This window comes from Myroides fluvii (assembly GCF_009792295.1).
Taxonomy (GTDB): domain Bacteria; phylum Bacteroidota; class Bacteroidia; order Flavobacteriales; family Flavobacteriaceae; genus Flavobacterium; species Flavobacterium fluvii_A.
Genome location: NZ_CP039934.1, coordinates 929344 through 949609, shown reverse-complemented (window position 1 = coordinate 949609; position 20266 = coordinate 929344). Strand labels below are relative to the sequence as shown.

Annotated in this window: 27 protein-coding genes; 25 read left to right on the top strand and 2 right to left on the bottom strand. The window is 35.9% G+C overall.

Annotated elements, in window-relative coordinates; genetic code table 11:
* Positions 1-58 precede the first annotated feature (58 nt).
* From FBR08_RS04395 to FBR08_RS04275, 25 genes are all read left to right on the top strand, one after another.
* On the top strand, positions 59-2572 hold the full coding sequence (locus FBR08_RS04395) for a tetratricopeptide repeat protein (RefSeq protein WP_158961597.1): 2514 nt from the start codon (positions 59-61) through the stop codon (positions 2570-2572).
* Positions 2572-4350, top strand: coding sequence for an HSP90 family protein (locus FBR08_RS04390; RefSeq protein ID WP_158961596.1), 1779 nt, complete (start codon positions 2572-2574; stop codon positions 4348-4350). Before FBR08_RS04395 ends, FBR08_RS04390 begins: the two co-directional genes overlap by 1 nt.
* A 1-nt stretch (position 4351) precedes the next feature.
* Positions 4352-5431: a hypothetical protein gene (locus FBR08_RS04385; protein ID WP_158961595.1), complete on the top strand. Its 1080-nt coding sequence runs from the start codon at positions 4352-4354 to the stop codon at positions 5429-5431.
* Between the two features lie 2 nt (positions 5432-5433).
* Complete coding sequence (locus tag FBR08_RS04380) at positions 5434-6492, top strand: hypothetical protein (protein ID WP_158961594.1); 1059 nt, start codon at positions 5434-5436, stop codon at positions 6490-6492.
* Between the two features lie 106 nt (positions 6493-6598).
* Positions 6599-6856: a hypothetical protein gene (locus FBR08_RS04375; RefSeq protein ID WP_158961593.1), complete on the top strand. Its 258-nt coding sequence runs from the start codon at positions 6599-6601 to the stop codon at positions 6854-6856.
* A gap of 21 nt (positions 6857-6877) precedes the next feature.
* Complete coding sequence (locus FBR08_RS04370) at positions 6878-7741, top strand: leucine-rich repeat domain-containing protein (protein WP_158961592.1); 864 nt, start codon at positions 6878-6880, stop codon at positions 7739-7741.
* Positions 7742-7907: 166 nt separating this feature from the next.
* A complete protein-coding gene (locus FBR08_RS04365; RefSeq protein ID WP_158961591.1) occupies positions 7908-8114 on the top strand; it encodes an EndoU domain-containing protein in 207 nt (68 codons plus the stop codon).
* Between the two features lie 11 nt (positions 8115-8125).
* Positions 8126-8461, top strand: a complete 336-nt coding sequence (locus FBR08_RS04360) for a hypothetical protein (protein WP_158961590.1) — start codon at positions 8126-8128, stop codon at positions 8459-8461.
* Between the two features lie 99 nt (positions 8462-8560).
* Positions 8561-8758 carry a hypothetical protein gene (locus FBR08_RS04355; RefSeq protein WP_158961589.1) on the top strand — a complete coding sequence of 66 codons (198 nt, stop codon included), beginning with the start codon at positions 8561-8563 and terminating at the stop codon, positions 8756-8758.
* 16 nt (positions 8759-8774) lie between these two features.
* On the top strand, positions 8775-9116 hold the full coding sequence (locus FBR08_RS04350) for a hypothetical protein (protein ID WP_158961588.1): 342 nt from the start codon (positions 8775-8777) through the stop codon (positions 9114-9116).
* A gap of 65 nt (positions 9117-9181) precedes the next feature.
* Positions 9182-9382 carry a hypothetical protein gene (locus FBR08_RS04345; protein WP_158961587.1) on the top strand — a complete coding sequence of 67 codons (201 nt, stop codon included), beginning with the start codon at positions 9182-9184 and terminating at the stop codon, positions 9380-9382.
* A complete protein-coding gene (locus tag FBR08_RS04340; RefSeq protein ID WP_158961586.1) occupies positions 9383-9640 on the top strand; it encodes a hypothetical protein in 258 nt (85 codons plus the stop codon).
* Between the two features lie 134 nt (positions 9641-9774).
* Positions 9775-10155 carry a cytosolic protein gene (locus tag FBR08_RS04335; RefSeq protein ID WP_158961585.1) on the top strand — a complete coding sequence of 127 codons (381 nt, stop codon included), beginning with the start codon at positions 9775-9777 and terminating at the stop codon, positions 10153-10155.
* The gene (locus tag FBR08_RS04330; protein WP_158961584.1) at positions 10155-10841 is read left to right on the top strand and encodes a PoNe immunity protein domain-containing protein; all 687 of its coding nucleotides are present in this window, start codon (positions 10155-10157) and stop codon (positions 10839-10841) included. Before FBR08_RS04335 ends, FBR08_RS04330 begins: the two co-directional genes overlap by 1 nt.
* A 396-nt stretch (positions 10842-11237) precedes the next feature.
* Positions 11238-11498, top strand: a complete 261-nt coding sequence (locus FBR08_RS16855) for an HNH endonuclease signature motif containing protein (protein WP_233266237.1) — start codon at positions 11238-11240, stop codon at positions 11496-11498.
* Positions 11499-11504: 6 nt separating this feature from the next.
* Positions 11505-11918, top strand: a complete 414-nt coding sequence (locus tag FBR08_RS04320; protein WP_158961583.1) for an SMI1/KNR4 family protein — start codon at positions 11505-11507, stop codon at positions 11916-11918.
* A gap of 364 nt (positions 11919-12282) precedes the next feature.
* Positions 12283-12711, top strand: coding sequence for a hypothetical protein (locus FBR08_RS04315; protein WP_158961582.1), 429 nt, complete (start codon positions 12283-12285; stop codon positions 12709-12711).
* A gap of 17 nt (positions 12712-12728) precedes the next feature.
* The gene (locus tag FBR08_RS04310; RefSeq protein WP_158961581.1) at positions 12729-12971 is read left to right on the top strand and encodes an Imm74 family immunity protein; all 243 of its coding nucleotides are present in this window, start codon (positions 12729-12731) and stop codon (positions 12969-12971) included.
* Positions 12972-12995: 24 nt separating this feature from the next.
* Positions 12996-13394 (top strand): HNH endonuclease, encoded by a 399-nt coding sequence (locus tag FBR08_RS04305; protein ID WP_158961580.1) that lies wholly within the window; start codon positions 12996-12998, stop codon positions 13392-13394.
* 2 nt (positions 13395-13396) lie between these two features.
* A complete protein-coding gene (locus FBR08_RS04300) occupies positions 13397-13807 on the top strand; it encodes an SMI1/KNR4 family protein (protein WP_158961579.1) in 411 nt (136 codons plus the stop codon).
* A 281-nt stretch (positions 13808-14088) separates the two neighbouring features.
* On the top strand, positions 14089-14418 hold the full coding sequence (locus FBR08_RS04295; RefSeq protein ID WP_158961578.1) for a hypothetical protein: 330 nt from the start codon (positions 14089-14091) through the stop codon (positions 14416-14418).
* A gap of 66 nt (positions 14419-14484) precedes the next feature.
* Complete coding sequence (locus tag FBR08_RS04290) at positions 14485-14688, top strand: hypothetical protein (RefSeq protein WP_158961577.1); 204 nt, start codon at positions 14485-14487, stop codon at positions 14686-14688.
* 2 nt (positions 14689-14690) lie between these two features.
* Positions 14691-14972, top strand: coding sequence for a hypothetical protein (locus tag FBR08_RS04285; RefSeq protein ID WP_158961576.1), 282 nt, complete (start codon positions 14691-14693; stop codon positions 14970-14972).
* A 134-nt stretch (positions 14973-15106) separates the two neighbouring features.
* The gene (locus FBR08_RS04280) at positions 15107-15493 is read left to right on the top strand and encodes a hypothetical protein (RefSeq protein WP_158961575.1); all 387 of its coding nucleotides are present in this window, start codon (positions 15107-15109) and stop codon (positions 15491-15493) included.
* A 4-nt stretch (positions 15494-15497) separates the two neighbouring features.
* Positions 15498-16184: a PoNe immunity protein domain-containing protein gene (locus tag FBR08_RS04275; RefSeq protein WP_158961574.1), complete on the top strand. Its 687-nt coding sequence runs from the start codon at positions 15498-15500 to the stop codon at positions 16182-16184.
* Between the two features lie 664 nt (positions 16185-16848).
* Here the strand turns inward: FBR08_RS04275 and FBR08_RS04270 are convergent.
* Both FBR08_RS04270 and FBR08_RS04265 read right to left on the bottom strand, forming a co-directional pair.
* Positions 16849-18438 carry an ATP-binding cassette domain-containing protein gene (locus FBR08_RS04270; protein WP_158961573.1) on the bottom strand — a complete coding sequence of 530 codons (1590 nt, stop codon included), beginning with the start codon at positions 18436-18438 and terminating at the stop codon, positions 16849-16851.
* Between the two features lie 540 nt (positions 18439-18978).
* Positions 18979-20133, bottom strand: coding sequence for a hypothetical protein (locus FBR08_RS04265; RefSeq protein WP_158961572.1), 1155 nt, complete (start codon positions 20131-20133; stop codon positions 18979-18981).
* Between the last annotated feature and the right edge of the window lie 133 nt (positions 20134-20266).

The window sequence follows — 20266 nt, the reverse complement described above, 5'->3', positions numbered from 1 at the left end:
GTTGTTGGTTGAGTTCATCGACCTAGTAAAAAATTGTTTTATTAGAAAAAGAAAAATTATGGGCGAGTTTAATGTAAAATACTTAAGCTATGTTAGTGAGTTTGCCAATGGGCAAGCAAGTTTAAGTGATGCCGCACAAGCATATCTTGATGCAGCTGACTACGCGGATCCTATCCGTTGGTTCAAAGCGCATGCGCTGTGTATGCTGGCTCAGCAAATTGGAAAAGAAGCAACTGTTTTCCAACAATTATACGTGCAAATTAACGAAGAGTCCAATCGCGAACGCAGTAGTTTTTATTTAAATGACAAAGACTATGCCCTGTGGTTTGACGATGTAGTGTTATTGAATCAGTTGTTTATTGACAAAGGATATGCTAAAGCCTATACGTTTATGCATGAATTGTACATGAATGCTCGCTTTGGATTTAAGGATGATGAGAAAGCAACCGCTTATCTGAAACAAGGATATGAGGCAGGTGATCATACTGCTCAAGCCTTTGTGGGGTACAATACCTATTACGGAAGTCTTGGATTTGAACAAAATCAAGAAGAAGGTTTGGCGTTAATTCAGTCCTCTTATGCAGCAGATAATAGCGTAGCTCCTTTATTTGCTTTAAATATTGAGTTTCGCGCTTGCGAATCTGCAGCAGAGGGAAAAGCTGTTTTAGATAAATACCACGATTTGATTCACGTAGAAAAACGCGGATTATATGTTTTAGCAGATTATTATTTACGCGAGGGAGAAGATGAAAAGGCAGCGGAAACTTTCTTGGAAGGAATCAAACACAACAGTGGTTACTGTAATTATATGATGGGGTTAATGATTTGCAATACGCGTTTCGCTCCCCTTGGATATGAAATTGAACAAGGAGTTTCTTATTTACAAGTCGGTTTTGAACACGGCATTGCTTATGCTGGTTTCGTACAAGGATATTACTATTTATATCCTACTGATCAAAGTGAACCCCAATTTGAAAAAGCCATCCAAACAATGGAAAAAGCAGTGTTATATTGCTCAAATGAAGCCCTTTTGGAATTGGCAATCTTATACCTATACCACAGCGATTACAAAAACATCGACAAAGCCATGGAATATTTAGATCGTGCAATTGCGGCTAAATCTACCCGTGCAATGAACGAAAAAGCCATAGCGTTGTTAGAACACCAAGAGATGGAACACAACGTAGAAGAGGCAAAAGCCCTGTTGCTAGAATCGATGGAATTAGGGGATGACTATGCGCCTTATCGCTTGGGATATGGGTATCAAACAAGCGAGTTTGGCACAGAAGAAGAATTGGAGAAATGCATTGAATTCTATGAAATAGCCGCAGAACGCAACAATGGATTGGGAATTGAATATGCTGGACGATACTACCGTTATCACGAAAATCCAGATTTAGACAAAGCCATTGCGTTTTACGAAAAAGGAGTGGAACTATACAATTCAAACTACTGTAAAGTGGAATTGGCCATGCTGTTAGAAAGAGGATACGGACTAGAAGCCAATCCAGAACAAGCAGAACAATTCTATCAAGAAGCTTTAGAAAACAACTATCCTTTTGCAGCGGTTCGCTTGGGGTATATGTATGAAGATGGATTAGTGGGAGAAGTGGATGCTGAAAAAGCAAGGGATTATTTCGAAATCGCGGCGAATGCAGATTTAGCAGAGGGACTATACCAATTTGCTCGTTGCAACCGCTACGGAATTGGAGGAGCCGAAAATCGCACCGTAGCTTTTGAATTGTTTGAAAAAGCGTTGGAATACGGCTATAACGATGCTAATGTCGATTTAGCCTTAGCCTATGAAGAAGGTGCAGGGGGAATAGAAGAAAGTCCTGAAAAAGCAGTAGAATATATGACAGCAGCAGCTGAAATTGGATTCAGCTATGCACAATATAAACTAGGTACGTATTACCTCTATGCTTATGGTTTAGAGAAAGATTTAGAACTAGGGAGATACTGGTTGGAGAAAGCCAATGAAAATGGTTCGGCTCTAGCGATGTTGACTTTAGGGGATTACTATTTATATGGCTATGATGAAGATCAACCCTATGATTTAGCGTTTCCATATTACGAAGCAGCCGAACAACACGGTTATGTTTCAGAGGGAATGGGAATCTGTTACCAATTTGCCATTGGCGTGGAACGCGATGACAAGAAAGCCTTTCAGTTCTATAAAATAGCCGTAGAAAGAGGATATGATGCCGCTTATTTCCGTTTGGGACTGTGTTATTACTACGCCATCGGAACAGAAAAAGATTATGTAGAAGCCCTGTATTATTTGAGAGCTGTTGCAGATCGAGGTCACTTAGAAGCTTCTTCTTATGTGGGAATTATGTTAGTGAAAGGAGAAGGTGTACCACAAGAAGCGGTAGAGGGAATTGCTTACCTTGAAAAAGCAGCGAATGCAGGCTATGATTCGGCTCAATATGAATTGGGTAATTGTTATTTAAAAGGAGAAGGTGTAGAGCAAAATGATGAATTGGCTTTGCATTGGTATCAACAAGCTGCTGAAAATGGAAATGAAGATGCACAGAAAATTATCGGTGGCCCAAGAAAAAGAAGAAGATAATGGACAATAAAAAGAATTATCAATTCCAAGTGAATATGAAGGGAATGATAGAGCTGTTGAGTGAGCATATTTATAGCTCACCAACGGTTTTTATTCGCGAATTACTGCAAAACGGCGTTGATGCCGTTACAGTTAGAAAGGGAATTGATGAAGTGTTTCAGGGTAAAATAACCCTGTTTTTTGATAGCGATCAGTTGATTTTTCAAGACAATGGTGTGGGCTTAACCCTAGAGGATATGCACCAGTTTTTGTCTGTAATTGGACAAAGTTCGAAAAGAGGCGAATTAGCCGAAAAAGACCTCATTGGTCGTTTTGGTATTGGTTTGCTCTCTTGTTTGGTGGTGTCTGAAGAAATTGTGGTGGAATCTCGTTCCTTGTACAAAGAAGAATCGGTGCGTTGGATTGGACGAGCGGATGGAACCTATGAGGTGGAAATGATCGATTTGTTGCCGGAAGTGGGAACACGCGTGATTTTACAAGCCAAGAAGAATTGGAGAACGCTGTTTAAAAGAGAAGAAGTAAAGCAAAATGTCTTATTCTACGGAAGCGCCTTGCCTATTGAGATTAAGTTTATCGAAAAGGGAGAGGAAGAAATCGTATCGGATGGCAACCCGATTTGGATGAATCCCAAAGCGTCAAAAGAAGACTTATTAGCCTATGGAAAGGAGATCTTTAAGACGAAATTTTTAGACGTATTTCCCATTGCCTCCGAAGCAGGAGATATTCAGGGAATGGCCTATGTGATTCCCAACAAAGTTAATATGACGACTTCTAAAGAACACAAGATTTTCTTGAAGCGCATGTATCTCTGTGATCAAGCGACCAATCTCTTACCGGAATGGACGTCTTTTGTGCGTTGTATTATGAACTCCAATAGCCTGCAACCAACGGCTTCGCGTGAATCACTGATGAATAACGCCCTCTTAGTAGAGGCGAAAAAAGAACTGACCACTTGTTTTAAAGATTATTTAAAACTGTTGTCGGTGTCGAATCTAGAGAAGCTGGAACAGATTATCTCCATTCACCATTTGTATATTAAATCCTTGGCGGCTTCAGACAATGAAATTCTCAAATTATTTGAAGATTATTTGCCTTTTGAAACTAATCAAGGGACTTTGTTGTTTCGAGATATTAGAACGAGTTACGGTTCGATTTTCTATACGCCTTCCTTGGATGATTTTAGACAAATTCGACGCATTGCAGGTTCTCAAAAGAAATTGGTCATCAATGCCGCGTATAGCTATGAGGCGGATTTAATTCAAAAGATCAAAGCGAGTAATCCAGAATTGACGATTGACTTAATCAAGCCCAACGATGTTTTAAATAGTTTTGAAGAGGCCTCTACGACTGACGATCGCCTTGCTATTTTCATTGAGAAAGCCAATAAAATACTAAAAGCACAATACTGTAAAGTAGAGGTGAAGCGATTTGAACCTCAAGATACTACGGCGATTTACATTGCCAATGAAGAAGCATTGAGCAACAAGAGCATGCAAAATTTAGCCCAGAGTGCCAATCCTTTTTCAGCAGCCCTGGGGCACTTTAAAAAGCAAGAAGAAGTGTTGCCAACCCTGTGTTTCAATCAACAAAACGACTTGGTTTCTAAATTGTTGGTGATTAAAGATCCTGAGCTTTTCGAAGCTCTGATACACGTGTTGTATGTACAGGCGTTGATGTTGGGAGGTTATACGATCAACAAGCAAGAAATGGATATTTTCAATCATGCCCTTTATCAATTTGTAATCTTGGGGATGACTAACTTTTTACCCGAACTCTAAGATGCTACATCGTTTAGAAATACAAAAAATCCTGTTGCAGATTCAAGAAGAATACACAGATTCCAAACACTGTATTGCTCAGTTGAAACAAGCGATATACTTGGCAGACAAACATGCAGATTTGAGTTGGGCCATTGATTTGCGCATCATGTTGATACGCGAAGAACGCTGTTCATCCTCCTGTATTGAAAGTCCGTTGGCTTTCGCTTGGCTGTTGGAGCAAGCGCGCTTGCATCCCGATCAGTTGTCGGAATCGGAATTTTTGGAAGAATACGAATGGATGATCTGCTCCGCTTATGGCAATGTGAATATTCCCTTGGAACAAGTACATGCAATAGCGGCAGATTTAGAACAGAAATTAGACCATTTTAAGTTTTCTAAACGAAGTTATTATTACACCATGGCGGGTTTTGCCCAGCATGTAGGGGATTATGAACTCGGTGGTACCTATGTAGCCAAAGCAAGAGAAGAAGCCCTGGATGATATCTGTGGAGAAGCGATGGCGTATGACAATGAGATTGAAAGTGCCTCTCGTTTGGGACATTTTGACGAAGCTATTGCTTTGATGCATCAAATGGAGTACAAAAAGATACGCGATTTCTCCTTGCCTTTTGAAACCTATGTTTCCATGGGGTATTTCATGGTACGCTATGGAGATGATCGCGCGCGTATGTACTTGGAAAAAGCCAAAGAAGAGTTTAGCCAATTGCCCGAAGTGAACAGCTCTTTGCTGTACGGATTAACGCGTTTGATTTACGCCTTACACTTGTTAGGCGATGAATCCCTTTGGCATTATTACGAAATTATTGCGGGTTGGGATAGGGACGCAGAAGACGACTTACAATTGATGTTGAGTCGCCACATGATGTTTGTCTTAGACCAAGCAGAGAAAAAACAATTAACCCTATCGCCTTCGGTTTCCTTCTATCAAGAAGACGGATGCTATGACCTCAAAGCTTTGTCAAGCGCCTATAGAAGCAGTGCGTATGACTGGGCGAAGCGCTTTGATTTGCGCAATGGAAATACGGCCGCTCAAGAGGAAATTAAGCGAATGGAAGAAGAAAATAAAAGAAAAAAATAGCTATGAATTACAATTTAGAAATCCAAAAGATCCTGCTAAAAGTGGAGGGTCTAAAGAGTTTAGAAGACAAGATTGTCGCGTTGAAAGAGGCCATACAATTAGCCGATCAACACAATGATATCGATTGGGGATTTGATTTGCGTTTGGACTTAATTCGCCAAGAGCGCAATACCTCTCGTTGCAATGAGAGTTTCCCCGCTTTTGCTTGGATTCTACACACCAGCGATGCCAATGAAGATTACTTTGACGAATCAGAATTCCTGTGGGAATACAAATGGATGTATTGTTCGGCTTACCGCAGTGCGTTAATCCCGTTGGATGAAATTGAAAAGATTGGAGAAGACCTCAAACGCAGGTTGGTGAAAAACGGCTACAGTACACGTGCGTATTACAATGTGTTAACCGGATTGGCGTTTCACTTGCGCGATTACGATTTAGCGAAAACCTATATCGATGCTGCCAATAGTGAATTAGTCGATGATATGTCGAATTGCCCGGCTTGTGAATTGGATACAGAAGTGGAATTGTTGTTATTTCAAGGAAAATTAGAAGATGCCATCGTGAAAGCACAAGATTTAATTCACAAGAAATTGACGTGTTATTCCATGCCTTTTCAAACGTTTTGTAGTTTGACGTACTATTCTTGGCAGGCAGGGGATGCTGCAGGAGCGGAGAAGTATTTCAACAAAGCGCTTGAGGAATATGAAGCACACGATCAATACGACAGTTCGGTGGGCTATTCAATGGGCTTGTTGATGTCCTATATGAATGCCATCAACCACCCAGAAACGTGGTCTTTCTTTGAGCGCATTGCCACTTGGGATATCGAGGCAGAGGATATTCACCGTTATAACTTCGCTCGTTATATGTTGCCGATCATGAAACAAGGAGGAAATAGAGCCTTGCAACTTTCTCCTCAATTGCCGTACTACAAAGAAAGTGGGTTTTACAATTTAGACGATTTATATACGCACTTCAAACAACAAGCAACAGCATTTGCAGAGCGTTTTGATGCGCGTAATCAAAATACCAATTATACAACGGAAATCGCAGCGTTGTAAAAGAGAAAGAGAGTGATTTTTTTCACTTGTACTTGTAAAGTAAGTTAAAAGGGAAGCAGTATAGGCTTCCCTTTTTTTGTGGTTGTTATTATTTTCTTGGAAATAGTTGAATAGTTTAGAAAACCCTCCTACAATATATAAGATGCCTGATTCAAGCCCACTTGAACGAGAAATTTATGAACAATTTACTATTATTGAAAAGTATAAAGGAAGTATGTCAAATAATGGCAATATGGGATATTTATTGAATAAAGTAAACCCTGTTGGAGGAAGGTTTGACTTAAAAACCCCTCAAGGCAGAAAAATTTTTAAAGAAAAAGCATTAAAAATTGCTAAAAAGTATAACTTACCAACAACATTCTAACAACCTGATTTAAAGAAATATATGCATATCACAGCGTTACCTTGGGGTAAAAGAATAGATTTAGATGAAGAATCTGACTTGAAAGAAGCAAGAAGAGTCTTCGATTCTGGCAAATATGGATTGCGTATCGGTCCATTTACAGAGATTAATGATTCTTTTTTTTTAGATAGATTTTTAATCCATTTTAAAGATATTTCTGATTTTAATTTTATGGCATGGGGGGATGGTGTTTCTTATGATTTTTTGTATCAAATGACTAATTTAGAAAGATTGCATTTAGATGTAATGTATCCAATAGATTTTAGTAAACTATCAAAATTGACCGAATTGTCTCTTATGTGGAATAAAAAGTTCATTTCAAATTTTCAAACGCTAAGGAATTTAGAACAATTAACTATTTCAGATTTTAAGGAAAAAGATCTGTCTAGTCTTGCGTCTTTAAAGAGTCTCACAACATTAAGTTTCAAAACGGCTAGTATCAAATCGTTAAACGGCATAGAGGAACTTATCCATTTAAAACGGCTGTCTTTAGGGGGTGTACGTAGTTTAGTTGATCTTACAGCGATTGCATCTCTTCAAAAATTAAAGTTTTTAGAAATTGATATTGCTTGGAAATTGCAAGATTGTAGTCCTATTGGTCAATTAGGTGAACTGGAGGTTTTACAACTAATGGACTGTAAAAATTTAGCTTCTATCCAGTTTGTACGACAAATGCCTAAACTTCGTCAACTTTATACATTAGGTACTACAATGATTAATGATTATGATACCACACCAGCCGAACATATTCCCATCTTTTTTGGTAGCTTAGATAAGAAGTACACAAAAATGTATCCAGAAAAAGAGATTCGAGAGGGGCAAAGAACTTGGTCTTCGTATCACTAACCCTATCGCGCTCCCGTACGCGATGTCCTGAGGCAACGAAGGGGCCGCATCCGCTGTGCCCATTTTGCTGAGTAACAAGCGTTGAGTGACGGATGCGATGCTTCCTTCGTCAGCATGACATACGGTGTGTGGATACTGTGTGGTCAGTGTTTGTTTTGAAAGTTCTATGTTTCCAAGTAACTGGGATTTAGAACGGATTAAACAGGAAATAGCTTTTGTTTATGAAAATACAGTGGCAAGTGGTATTAATAAAATTTTTAAGAAGAATGTAACAGGATTAAATCAATATGTAGGACAATCGTCAAATGGTTTTTTAATTGTTTTAGAAGTTGATGATTTAGGTAAAATATTGAATGCATATCCAAAATTGTAATAGTAATTTTTATGAATTATAAGTTTTATTTGAGAAAAGTTTTTGATTATACTTTTTATTGTGTTGAAGGAATAGATGAATGGGAACTATTAGCTTTATTAGGGTTTGAGACATGGACACCACAATTGATACAAACACTAATTAATGGAGTTCTTGCTACAAAAGATTCGGATAAAGAGTATAAATATCAGACAGAGGGAGATCAATTATATATTTATAGTAATAGTTATGCAGTACAATTCTTTAACTTACGAGGAGGGAAAAAAGAAGCAGAATTAAAGTTAACACATGATGAATTTATTTCGTTTTTAGAGGATTTTAAAAAATTTGTAGAAGCCAATAGTTAGTGTTGGAACTGCATATCCATTAAAAAATAAAAGGATAAATTTTAAAATTTTATCAAAGAGTTTGATAGATTGTGACTATGTTGCTTTTTTGGAAGTTCTATGTGGGATTTAGAACGGATTAAACAAGAAATAGCTTTTGTTTACGAAAATACAATGGCAAAAGGAGTAGGAAAACTACCTAAAAACCCTAGAGATTTACTGAATAAATATGAATATAACAGTACAAATGGATTTAAAATATTAATAGAGGTAGATGATCTTGGAAAGATAATGAACGCTTATCCAATTATTAAGTAATAAATTTTTAATCGTAATGAAATATAATTTTAGTATTCATAAATCATTAACAGATTCTGTTTGGTTTTATGTAAATATAGAAGATTCAGAATATGATGTTTTAGGTAATTTAAGTAATGTATATTGGACACCACAAATTATTCAACAACTTATAGATGGTGTTCTTTCTACAAAAGATTCGGATAAAGAATATAAATATCAGACTGAAGGGGATGATTTGTATATATATAGCAATGACTATGGAGTTCAGTTTTTTGCTTTAAAAATGAAAAAAAAAACTGCTAATTTGGTTTTATCACATGATGAATTTGTTGGTTTCTTACAAGATTTTAAAACTTTTGTTGAACGAAATAGTTAGGTATTTTTTTCTTTTTACTAGCTTTTTTCTCAATTACTCATTCAGAGGAGGCATTATTTAAATGGATGAGAATGGTTCAAACAGACAATGTGTTATTTAAAGTACACGGAAAAAACGGAAAACGAATAGAAGCTGTTTCAAATATCCCAAATCAAGCGGAAGTTCTGTTTAAGTCAAAGACTGTTTTTAGAGTGGAGAAAATAAATTATTATTATGATAAGAAATTGATGCGAGAAATCTTTGAGATAACGTTAATAGAAAAATAAATGATGGATAAGCATAAAAAAATAAAAGAGTTGAAAGAACAATTAGGGGAATTAGACCCTATTGTAGAAAAACGATTTAACTCAAGTAAAGAGTTGAAAAGACATGTTGAGAAATACAAGAATGTATATCAGAAAGCACATGATTTATTTGAACAAATCCAACAATTAGAATGGGACTTAATGACACCTGAAGAACAAGAGAGAGAAAAGGAAGTTTTAAGGCTTATGAAAGAAAAACGAGAAGGGAAAATGCATTAAAATAGTAAAAACGGATAATTTTTTAAGCTTTGTAGAAGAGTGTAATGAAACGATAACCCTGCCGTGCTCGCATACGCTATGTCCTGAGGGAACGAAGGGTCGCATCCGCTGCGTCCATTTTATTGATTAACAATATGATAGCTGTCTCATTTATTATTCATTATAAAAAAGTAACGTATTTAGATCAACCTATAATTAAAGGAATTGATGCAGTTTATGAATTCTCTTCTCCATCTCCTAAATACATCATTGCAGAAGTAAAAATGAATACAAAAGGATTTTCTTGGTGGAAACCTAAATTAAATAGAAAAATTACATCGAGTGGAGGTAGTCAAATGCAGGATGCGTGGATTCGGGCAAATTTAGAAGGAGCGGTTATGGAAGATGTTTATCAAGATATATTAATTAATGGATATGAAAGTGTATTGATGGGAGTATCCAAAGACAACAAAATGATTTTAGAATCATTGGATAGAACAGCGAAAAAAATAAGAACCAATATAAATATTGTATAATGAATAATTTTATTGAATATATAGAGGTAAGAAGGAAGAGAATAGAAGTGTTTAAAAAAGCTATTGAAAACAGAGAAGTTGATAATAATAAAAAAATCGAACTCAATGCAGCAATATTCGATGCCTATTTGTATAAAACAATCGCTCTCTATTCCTCCGAAGCTAATAAAGAACTTGTAACAGCAAGTTTAGTAGAGGCCATCACAGCCTTTGAAGACGGTTTTTATTGGGAAGGTTTTGCGAAGAGTTATGCGATGTATGGTCAGATGGTATGGATGCTGAGTTTGGGTATTTTGTGTGAGGTAGATGATGCAAATTTTAAACGTATTGTAGCGGTTATTCAACGGGGAGGTGCTCAAGATGAATTGCTCAAAACATTAGTGAATTACCGATTGCCTCGTACCATGCAAGGATCTTCTTATATCCAAAAAAGCCCTTATGCTCATTTGGATGGATTAGTAAAGGGACAAGATAAAAGCATTAGCTTTATAAAAACCTACTTAAATAAAAAGTGGTATCAAGGACATCGCGATGCCCCTTGGTATGATAGTCACAAGCGTACCAAAGTCAATACGTATTTTGGATATTGGGCTTGGGAAGTAGCGGCATTGGTGAAAATATACGCTATCGATGATGAAGAGTTGAAAGAGCAACAGTATTATCCGTATCGCGCAGTACGATGGTAAGTGTGCTTGATTATGAAGTACTACCCCTATCGCGATCGCACTTTTCATCGGTAGTAAGTAGGGGAGAATGGCAATTTGTCCCTTTGTTTGGGAAATTGTGTTCAAAGGAATTTTATCTGAAAAAATGATATGCAAAGGAAATGAATAGTTGTCTTTTGTTTTGGTAAATGATTTTTAACTGTCATAACAGGTGGAAAGGTTGCTAAAGAAGGGATTGTTGTTAGTTATAAAGGAGAAGTTATCGCCAGTGGCGAGGCGAAAGCAGTTCGCAATAGTTTAGAACGAAAAAAACCATCTAAAGTATTTGATCCAAATAAAAAAGCATTAAAAGGATTCGAAATTAAGCTTAAAAAATCGAAGGTAGGATTATCAGTTGATTTTGCAGATACTCCTTATTTGTATCCTGTCACTGGCGAACAAAAGAATATCGTGAAAATAAAATTAACAGGAACAAGGAGGTTTGATGATAAGTTAGCCTACGAGTTAGCAGGAATTAAGAAAACTAAAAATTATACGTGGCATCATTTAGATGACTATGATCCAATGGATGGTACTTGCACAATGCAATTAGTAGACAAAGACGTACATAGAGCGTCGATACCTCACTATGGGAGTGTTGAATTGATAAAGAAGTTCTTAAATATAGAAAGTTATTAAGTAAATATGAAAGTAGGAAAATTTGAAGATATAGAGAAGAAATTAAATTTTCAAGACATTTTAGATTTTGAATATAAAATGGGATTTGTCTTACCAATTAATTATAGAAGATTAATTTTAAAGTTCAATGGTGGATTAACTGAGGAGTCTGATTTTTTTGATGTTTTATTAAGTATAAAATATGGAAAACAAAAGGTTGAAGATATGATAAATATGCATCAAACTATAGAACAAAATATTCCAGAGGGATATTTACCTATTGCTTTGGATTGGTCTGACAATCCTATTACAATCAACACGAACGAAGGAAGTCAAAAAGGTGAAATTGTGAAATTTTATTTTGATACAGATGAGGCCCCTGAAATTATTGCTCATTCATTAGAAGAACTCTTAGGAGTAACTAGCATTGATGAATTATAAGTAAAAGCCACAAGGAGTGGCTTTTTTTATTAAATTAGGGTGAATTGAAAACTTCAATAAAAGAAAAATAGTTTTATAATTCTATCAGGCTTACTATCGCATTTTTCATCGGTAGCAAGTAGGGGCAAATGGCAATTTGTCCCTTTGTTTGGGAAATTGTGTTCAAAGGAATTTTATCTGAAAAAATGATATGCAAAGGAAATGAATAGTTGTCTTTTGTTTTGGAAAATGATTTTTAACTGTCATAACAGGTGGAAAGGTTGCTAAAGAAGGGATTATTGTTAGTTATAAAGGAGAAGTTATCGCCAGTGGCGAGGCGAAAGCAGTTCGCAATAGTTTAGATGAGGTTTGGAGTGCAAAAGGAGTGGATTTAAAAAATACTTTAGAGGAATTATATGAAATTATATCTTTTGTTAGGCGAATTACGCCAAAATTAAAAACAGCACTAAATGAAGCTTTCTTCTGGTCTGGAAAAACTGATGGAATTGGGGGAGAACTAGTAGCTTTAAATATTTCAAAATCTAAGAAAGGAATTACACTGGAAGGATTAATAAAAAGAAATAGTATAGATATGCCTAAATGGGAAGATAAACCAAAAATTTGGGAAGCTACATCAAGGGAATACGCTAATCAAGTGTCAGGAGAAGTAAGAGCCGTAATAGGTGATAAGTTAAGAAAAGGAAATGTATGGGAAAATTATGAATTACCTGCTTTAAAACAAAATCCAAATGTTACAAAAATTATAACTATTGACCCTAAAACTAGAAAAGAAAAAATAATTTTTAAACGTTAATTATCTAAATAACTATTATGAAAGTAGAATATTCAATATTAACCCCCTCAACTATGAAAATTATTGTTGACAATAAGAAAGAGATGTATATACAAGGGGAAGGAACAACAGAACCAAAATTTTATGCAGATATAGATTCTATTAAGAATTGGGAACCTCCTTATGAACAAGAGCCTATTACAGAAAACGAGAAAAAAGAAATTATTAGTTCAATAGAAAAGGCCTCAAAAAAAGGAAAAATACCTATTGTTTTTGACTAATTTATTTTTGATTGTTTGTAAAAGGTGAAATTATTAGAACGAAAAAGACCATCTAAAGTATTTTATCCAAATAAAAAAGCATTAAGCGAATTAGGAATTAAGCTTAAAAAATCGAAGGTAGGATTATCAGTTGATTTTGCAGATACTCCTTATTTGTATCCTGTCACTGGCGAACAAAAGAATATTGTGAAGATAAAACTGACAGGCGATGATAATTTAGATATAAAATTAGCAAATGAGCTTGCTGGTCTTAATAAAAAACCATTGAAATATACGTGGCATCATTTAGACGACTATGATCCTATGACCAACACTTGTACATTGCAATTGGTAGAAACTAAAATTCATATAAAATGTAATCCATATTATGGTACAGTTAAGATAGCGGAAGAGTTTCATAAAATCAAATATTTGACACGATAGATATGAAAAAAGTTAGAATTAATAGTTCAGAGAGAATGATCACTATTGGAGATATACTAAGTTTTGAAAAAACATTTAATATTGTTATACCCAGTAGTTTAAAGAGATTATACCTTAAGTACAATGGTGGTGAAGTAGAATTTTCAGATGCTTCTACCTATGATTTTGCAAGTATAAAGTATGGGGAATTGACATTAGGAGGACTAGTACAAAATTTAATAATAGATGAGAATGTTATCCCTGGAAACTTCTTGCCATTTGCAGTTACAGGTGTTGGACACATGATAACAATTCAAATGGATTCAGTAGTTAATAATAAAATCTATCTTTTTAGATATGATGAGTTAGAACCTATTTTATTAGCCAATTCTCTTGAAGAGTTATTGGGTGTAGATAGCATTGATGAATTATAAGTAAAAGCCACAAGGAGTGGCTTTTTTTATTAAATTAGGGTGAATTGAAAATTTCAATAAAAGGAAAAATAGTTTTATAATCCTTTTGGACTCACTATCGTATTTTTCATCGGTAGTAAGTAGGGGAGAATGGCAATTTGTCCCTTTGTTTGGGAAATTGTGTTCAAAGGAATATTAAGTAAGTTTATTGGAGAATCAACAAGTGGCTTTGATATAGTTCTAGAAATTGATGACTATGGGAAAATTTTAAATGCTTATCCAAAAATGTAAAATTTAATAATATGAAATATAAATTTGAAAAATATGATTGGGATGGATTAATGATGTATGGTGTTACTTCAGAAGAAATAATTTTGGAAGATTTGACAGGATATTATTGGACACCACAAATTATTCAACAACTTATAGATGGAATCCTTTCTACAAAAGAGACGGATAAAGTATATAAATATCAGACAGAGGGAGATGATTTGTATATATATAGCAATGATTTTGGTGTTCAGTTTTTTGATTTAAAAATGAAAAAAAAAACTGCTGATTTGGTTTTATCACATGATGAATTTGTTGGTTTCTTACAAGATTTTAAAACTTTTGTTGAACGAAATAATTAGGTATTTTTTTCTTTTTACTAGCTTTTTTTTTCAATTACTCATTCAGAGGAGGCATTATTTAAATGGATGAGAATGGTTCAAACAGACAATGTGTTATTTAAAGTACACGGAAAAAACGGAAAACGAATAGAAGCTGTTTCAAATATCCCAAATGAAGCAGAAGTTCTGTTTAAATCAAAGACTGTTTTTAGAGTGGAGAGTGTGAAGCCAGGTAAAAACCCTATTAACGAATTAGAGAAAATAACAATTATAGTATTAAGTGAAAAATAATTATGGAAGAATTAGAGAATAAGCGAAAAGAGTATGATCGTTTAAAAATTAAACTTGATAATGTTGCAAAAAAGAAATATGGAATGGATAATTATGGTGGGTTTCCTTCAAAAGAAAAATTCAATCTATATATAGAGGAGAATAAGAATGATTTAGAAAACTTAAAATTATTAAGAGAGCAAATAAGACAGTTAGAATGGGACTTAATGACACCTGAAGAACAAGAGAGAGAAAAGGAAGTGTTGAGACTGATGAGGGAAAAGCGGGAAGGGAAAAGGCATTAAAATAGTAAAAATGGATAATTTTTTAAGCTTTGTATAAGAGTGTAATGAAACGATAACCCTGCCGTGCTCGCATACGCTATGTCCTGAGGGAACGAAGGGTCGCATCCGCTGCGCCCATTTTACTGAGTACCAAGGTGAGAGCTGTCGCATTTGTTATTCATTACAAAAAAGTAACTCTTTTAGATCAACCTATAATTAAAGGAATTGATACAGTTTATGAATTCTCTTCTCCACCTCCTAAATACATCATTGCAGAAGTAAAAATGAATACAAAAGGATTTTCTTGGTGGAAACCTAAATTAAATAGAAAAATTACATCGAGTGGAGGTAGTCAAATGCAGGATGCGTGGATTTTATTTAATTTGAGGCAGGAGTTTGGACCAGTTAAAGCGCTTGAAATTCAAGCGTTAGGATATGAAAGGGTCTTAATTGGTGTTTCTAAGAATAATAAGGTTATTTTACAATCTCTAGATAAAAATGGAAAACCTATTGCAAATAATATTAAAGTAATAAAAAAGTAATAAGATGAATGATTTTTTAGGTTTTATAAAAGAGTGTAATGAAGCAATAACACAGGGAGTTAACTATGTGAAATCTGGAAGCATACCTTCTGATCGAGTTATAGGGTTGAAGAATATGATTTTTACAACCTTTCTAGAAAGAACAATCGCTCTCTATTCCTCCGAAGCCAATAAAGCACTAGTAACAGCAAGTTTAGTAGAGGCCATCACAGCCTTTGAAGACGGTTTTTATTGGGAAGGTTTTGCGAAGAGTTTTGCGATGTATGATCAGATGGTATGGATGCTGAGTTTGGGTATTTTATGTGAGGTAGATGATGCAAATTTTAAACGCATTGTAGCGGTTATTCAACGAGGCGGTGCTCAAGATGAATTGCTCAAAACATTAGTGAATTACCGATTTCCTAATGCTATGCAAGGATCTTCTTATATCCAAAAAAGCCCTTATGCTCATTTGGATGGATTAGTAAAAGGACAAGATAAAAGCATTAGTTTTATAAAAACCTACTTAAATAAAAAGTGGTATCAAGGACATCGCGATGCCCCTTGGTATGATAGTCATAAACGCACCAAAGTCAATACGTATTTTGGATATTGGGCCTGGGAAGTGGCGGCATTGGTGAAAATATACGCTATCGATGATGCGGAACTGAAAGAGCAACAGTACTATCCGTATCGCGCAGTACGATGGTAAGTGTGTTTGATTATGAAGTACTACCCCTATCGCGATCGCGTACGCGATGTCCTGAGGCAACGAAGGGTCGCATCCGTTGTGCCCATTTTGCTGAGTAACAAGCGTTGAGTGACGGATGCGATGCTTCCTTCGTCAGCATGACATACGGTGTGTGGATACGGTGTGGTAAGTGTGCTTTTTCGCCAGTTGCTTTTTTGCCAGATTATCGATTAAAGAAGATATACCCTTAAATCAGAAAAATTAACCCATAACCGATAATCTGTTTAGGAAGGTTAGATGGCTTAATCGATTAACTAATTAAGCAAATAACCAATTAACTCATCAAGAGAATTTAGGATAAAAGAAAATATACCCTTAAATCAGAAAAATTAACCCATAACCGATAATCTGTTTAGGAAGGTTAGATGGCTTAATCGATTAACTAATTAAGCAAATAACCAATTAACTCATCAAGAGAATTTAGGATAAAAGAAAATATACCCTTAAATCAGAAAAATTAACCCATAACCGATAATCTGTTTAGGAAGGTTAGATGGCTTAACCGATTAACTAATTAAGCAAATAACCAATTAACTCATCAAGAGAATTTAGGATAAAAGAAAATATACCCTTAAATCAGAAAAATTAACTGTTAACCGATAACTGTTAACAGTTAACCGATAATTCACATCTCAATGAAGCGATTCGGTTGAATCGCATCACGCAAGTTCACATCGTGGGAGATAAACACAATTGTTCCTTTGTATTCCCTTAGGGCTTCGTATAAGCGCTCTAAACCAAAAATATCGAGGTTATTACTCGGTTCATCCAGCAGTAAAACATCAATAGAAGATAAAGAGAGATTCAGGCAACAGATGGTCAAGCGAAGACATTCGCCTCCACTTAATTGCGCAACGGGTTTAGACCATTGTTCTGGTCGAAAACCATATTGAAACAGGGTGTTTTTTAAACTAGCCTCATCCAATACGTTGTGATTGAAGGTTTGCGCTTGTTCCAGCATCGTTTTGCTGTGATCGAGGAGACTATAAAACTGATCCAAGTACACGATATTGTTGGTCAACCGTTCAACCTGACCTGTAGTAGGTTGTAGATTTCCCGCTAATAAATGCAGTAAGGTCGATTTACCTGTGCCGTTTGCCCCTTCAATTAATAGGCGTTCTCCACTTCGAATTTCGAGATTCCACGGAGTAGACCAAAGCGCTGTAGGAGCAGTTTCATATTGATAGTTGACTTCTTTCAACTGAAAAAGCACTTTATTAGTGTGTAAATCGGAGTTGTTAAACGAGAGGTGAAACGGTTTTACTTGTTCCAACTGATCTTTTAATTCCCACAAGTCCCCTTGGAGTTTTTGCTGTTTTTCCATTTGTACCTCAGTACTTTTAGCACTGCTATTTTCTGCCGCATTCTTGAGTGTATTGACTACAATCTTCGGAAGTCCCCCTTTTTGCTCCGCTTTTTTGTGTTGTCCCACCGCCTTTTGCTGCTTCTGAAGTAATTTCTGTTGTTCCGTTTTTACCTGACGCAAATCCTTAGAAATCGAATCGATACGGTGTTGAAGAGAAGCAAACTCCTCTTGTTTTTGCGCTTTGTAAAAATCGTAATTGCCTTTGTAGGTCTGAACCCCTTTGCTGCTAATCTCAAAGGTAAGTCCTTGTCGATTCAATAAGGCGATATCGTGACTGACTATAAGCACCGTCCCTTTGTACTGATCCAAGAAATCAAACAACAGTTGTCGCGTGGCTTGGTCAATGTGATTGGTGGGCTCATCCAACAACAAAATATCGGGCTGATGAATGTGGATATACGCAAAATACACGCGCATTTGTTGCCCTCCACTGAGTTGATGCATAGGCAGGGATAAATCTTTTCCCTCCAATTGCCAGTATTGCAAGGCTTGGGCAATATGCTCTTCAATTGCCCAGTCATCATCCAAATCGACATAATCCTGTTCATTGACCGACCCTTGTAAAATGCGGTGTAAAGCTTGTAGTTTCTTATCCGTTTGCAGGGCTTCTTGAATCGTTTGTTCCGCAGCTTGGTTGGTGTTGATTTGAGGTAAATAATAAGCCGTTCCATCCAACTGAATAGCGGATAGAGGCGTTGTGGCAATAAGTTTTAATAGGGTGCTTTTTCCCGTTCCATTGGCTCCAATAAGGTTAGCCTTTTCTCCTTTGTTGAGTACTAGATTGAGCTGTTGAAACAAAGGGGTTTTATCCGCGTGTTCGTAGGATAGATTTTTTATAACGATAGACATAATAATCAAAATAAGAGAGATGAGTATAAAATACTTGTGGCCCGTACACCACTACTCACGGTCTTGGATATGTATTCACATAACTAAATAAGTATTACAGCCCTAGGAAAGATAGAAGCTATTAAAAATTGTTTGCTCCGATAAGTAGAAAACCACTTATGCGATTAAAACGAAATACTTATTTTAGATATCCATTTGATTATTTATTCGTTAATACTGTTGCAAAGATAGGAAAAAAATTAGAAAGAAGATAGAAGAAAGAAGAGAAGAAAGAAGAGAGAAGAGAGAAGAAACGGAGCGCAGCATAAATTGAAACGAAGTGAAAATCGAAACGTAGTGAAGATTCATCGAACACCAAAATGAATATAAAATAGGTGAGATATATTCATCGAACACCAAAATGAATATAAAATAGGTGAGATATATTCATCGAACACCAAAAAACAATATACACGGTGCGATAAAAAAACAAAAAACCAACCATCCAGCCACCCATAAAAAAAGAGGATGACTTAATTAGGCATCCTCTTGATATTTTAGTTAGAAAAGACTGATTTGTCCCTGTTGGGTATGGTCTTTGGCGGGTTTCTTTTTTTCTTTCTTTCCCTCTTTTTCCGTTTTCTCTACCTTCTCTTCTTGAGGTTGAATAGGTAGAACGGTATCTTCAAAGAGGTTGAGTGTATCTTCTTCAGGCTCTGTTGGGGTACAAGCTGTAGCTCCCTCTTCTTCAGATTCAACACAAATGGATGATTTTGTTACAACACCATCAAAAATTGGGGGTGTCGTTTGTTGTGCCCAAGAAGGGATTGTTGTTTCCTCTTGGGGAATGAATGTTTCTTCAGTAAATGATTCATTTACCTCGGTTTCTTCTATAACCTCCGCAGTCGTTGTTTCTGTCGTTTCAATTTCTGCTGTAAACACCAGTGGCTCTTCTGTTGTATTTTCTTCGATTGTTGTTGTAAGGGACTCTAAAACCTCTTCCTGTTGAGGTTCTACTTCCTCAGCGACCGCTTCTTCCTGGATTGCAGGTTCCACAAGAGTAACGGATGCCGCATCTATTTCAATTTCTTTACTCTCTGTTTCCTCCTTATGAGCATCTGTAGGTTGGCTTTCTTCCAAAAGATCAAAGATGGAATAATTTTTTACGATGATCTCATTCACATCAATAGTAGGATCTAACACCGGATTGTTGTCTTCCTCCTGCAGGTCTGCTTGTACTTCTTCGCTAAGCTCCCCTTCTAAAATAGTGGCTTCTTCAATGATGATTTCATTGACACCTAATCGAGGGAAATTCGCCAAAGCAGCTGCCGTGGTTTGCGTTTCATCCGTCTCCTTATTTTCAGTTGTAAAACTTTCTACCTTGTTCTCTAAATCCACCAAAAGACGCTTGACTTTTTTGATATGGGGATGATCTGCAAAGGTCTCTTTTTCGTAAACCAACTCCAAAAGTTTGTACATCGTGTACGCTTCGTGGTACTTTAAAACGATGGCATGCTTTTTATTGTGGTCTAAAATAGAGACTTGTTTCTGAATATTCTTGGCCTTATCTTCAAGTTTAGCAAGTAAATCCTCTTTTATACTAACCAATAAAGCGTCTTTTATAGATTGTACTACATAGTCATCCGTTTTTTCAACCATCTGAATAACAGTAAGAAGGACATCGTTACTTAATTTAAATTGAATTTTTGTCGTCATTGTGATAATTAGAAAGCCAGTTTAGTCGTTTCAAGTATTGAAAGTTCTACAAAATAATGAAAAAAATATGACTTTATACGGTGTTCGCAAAAACATTTAAAAGGCTTTGTTTCCTAGAAAAGCTTGCTTATTT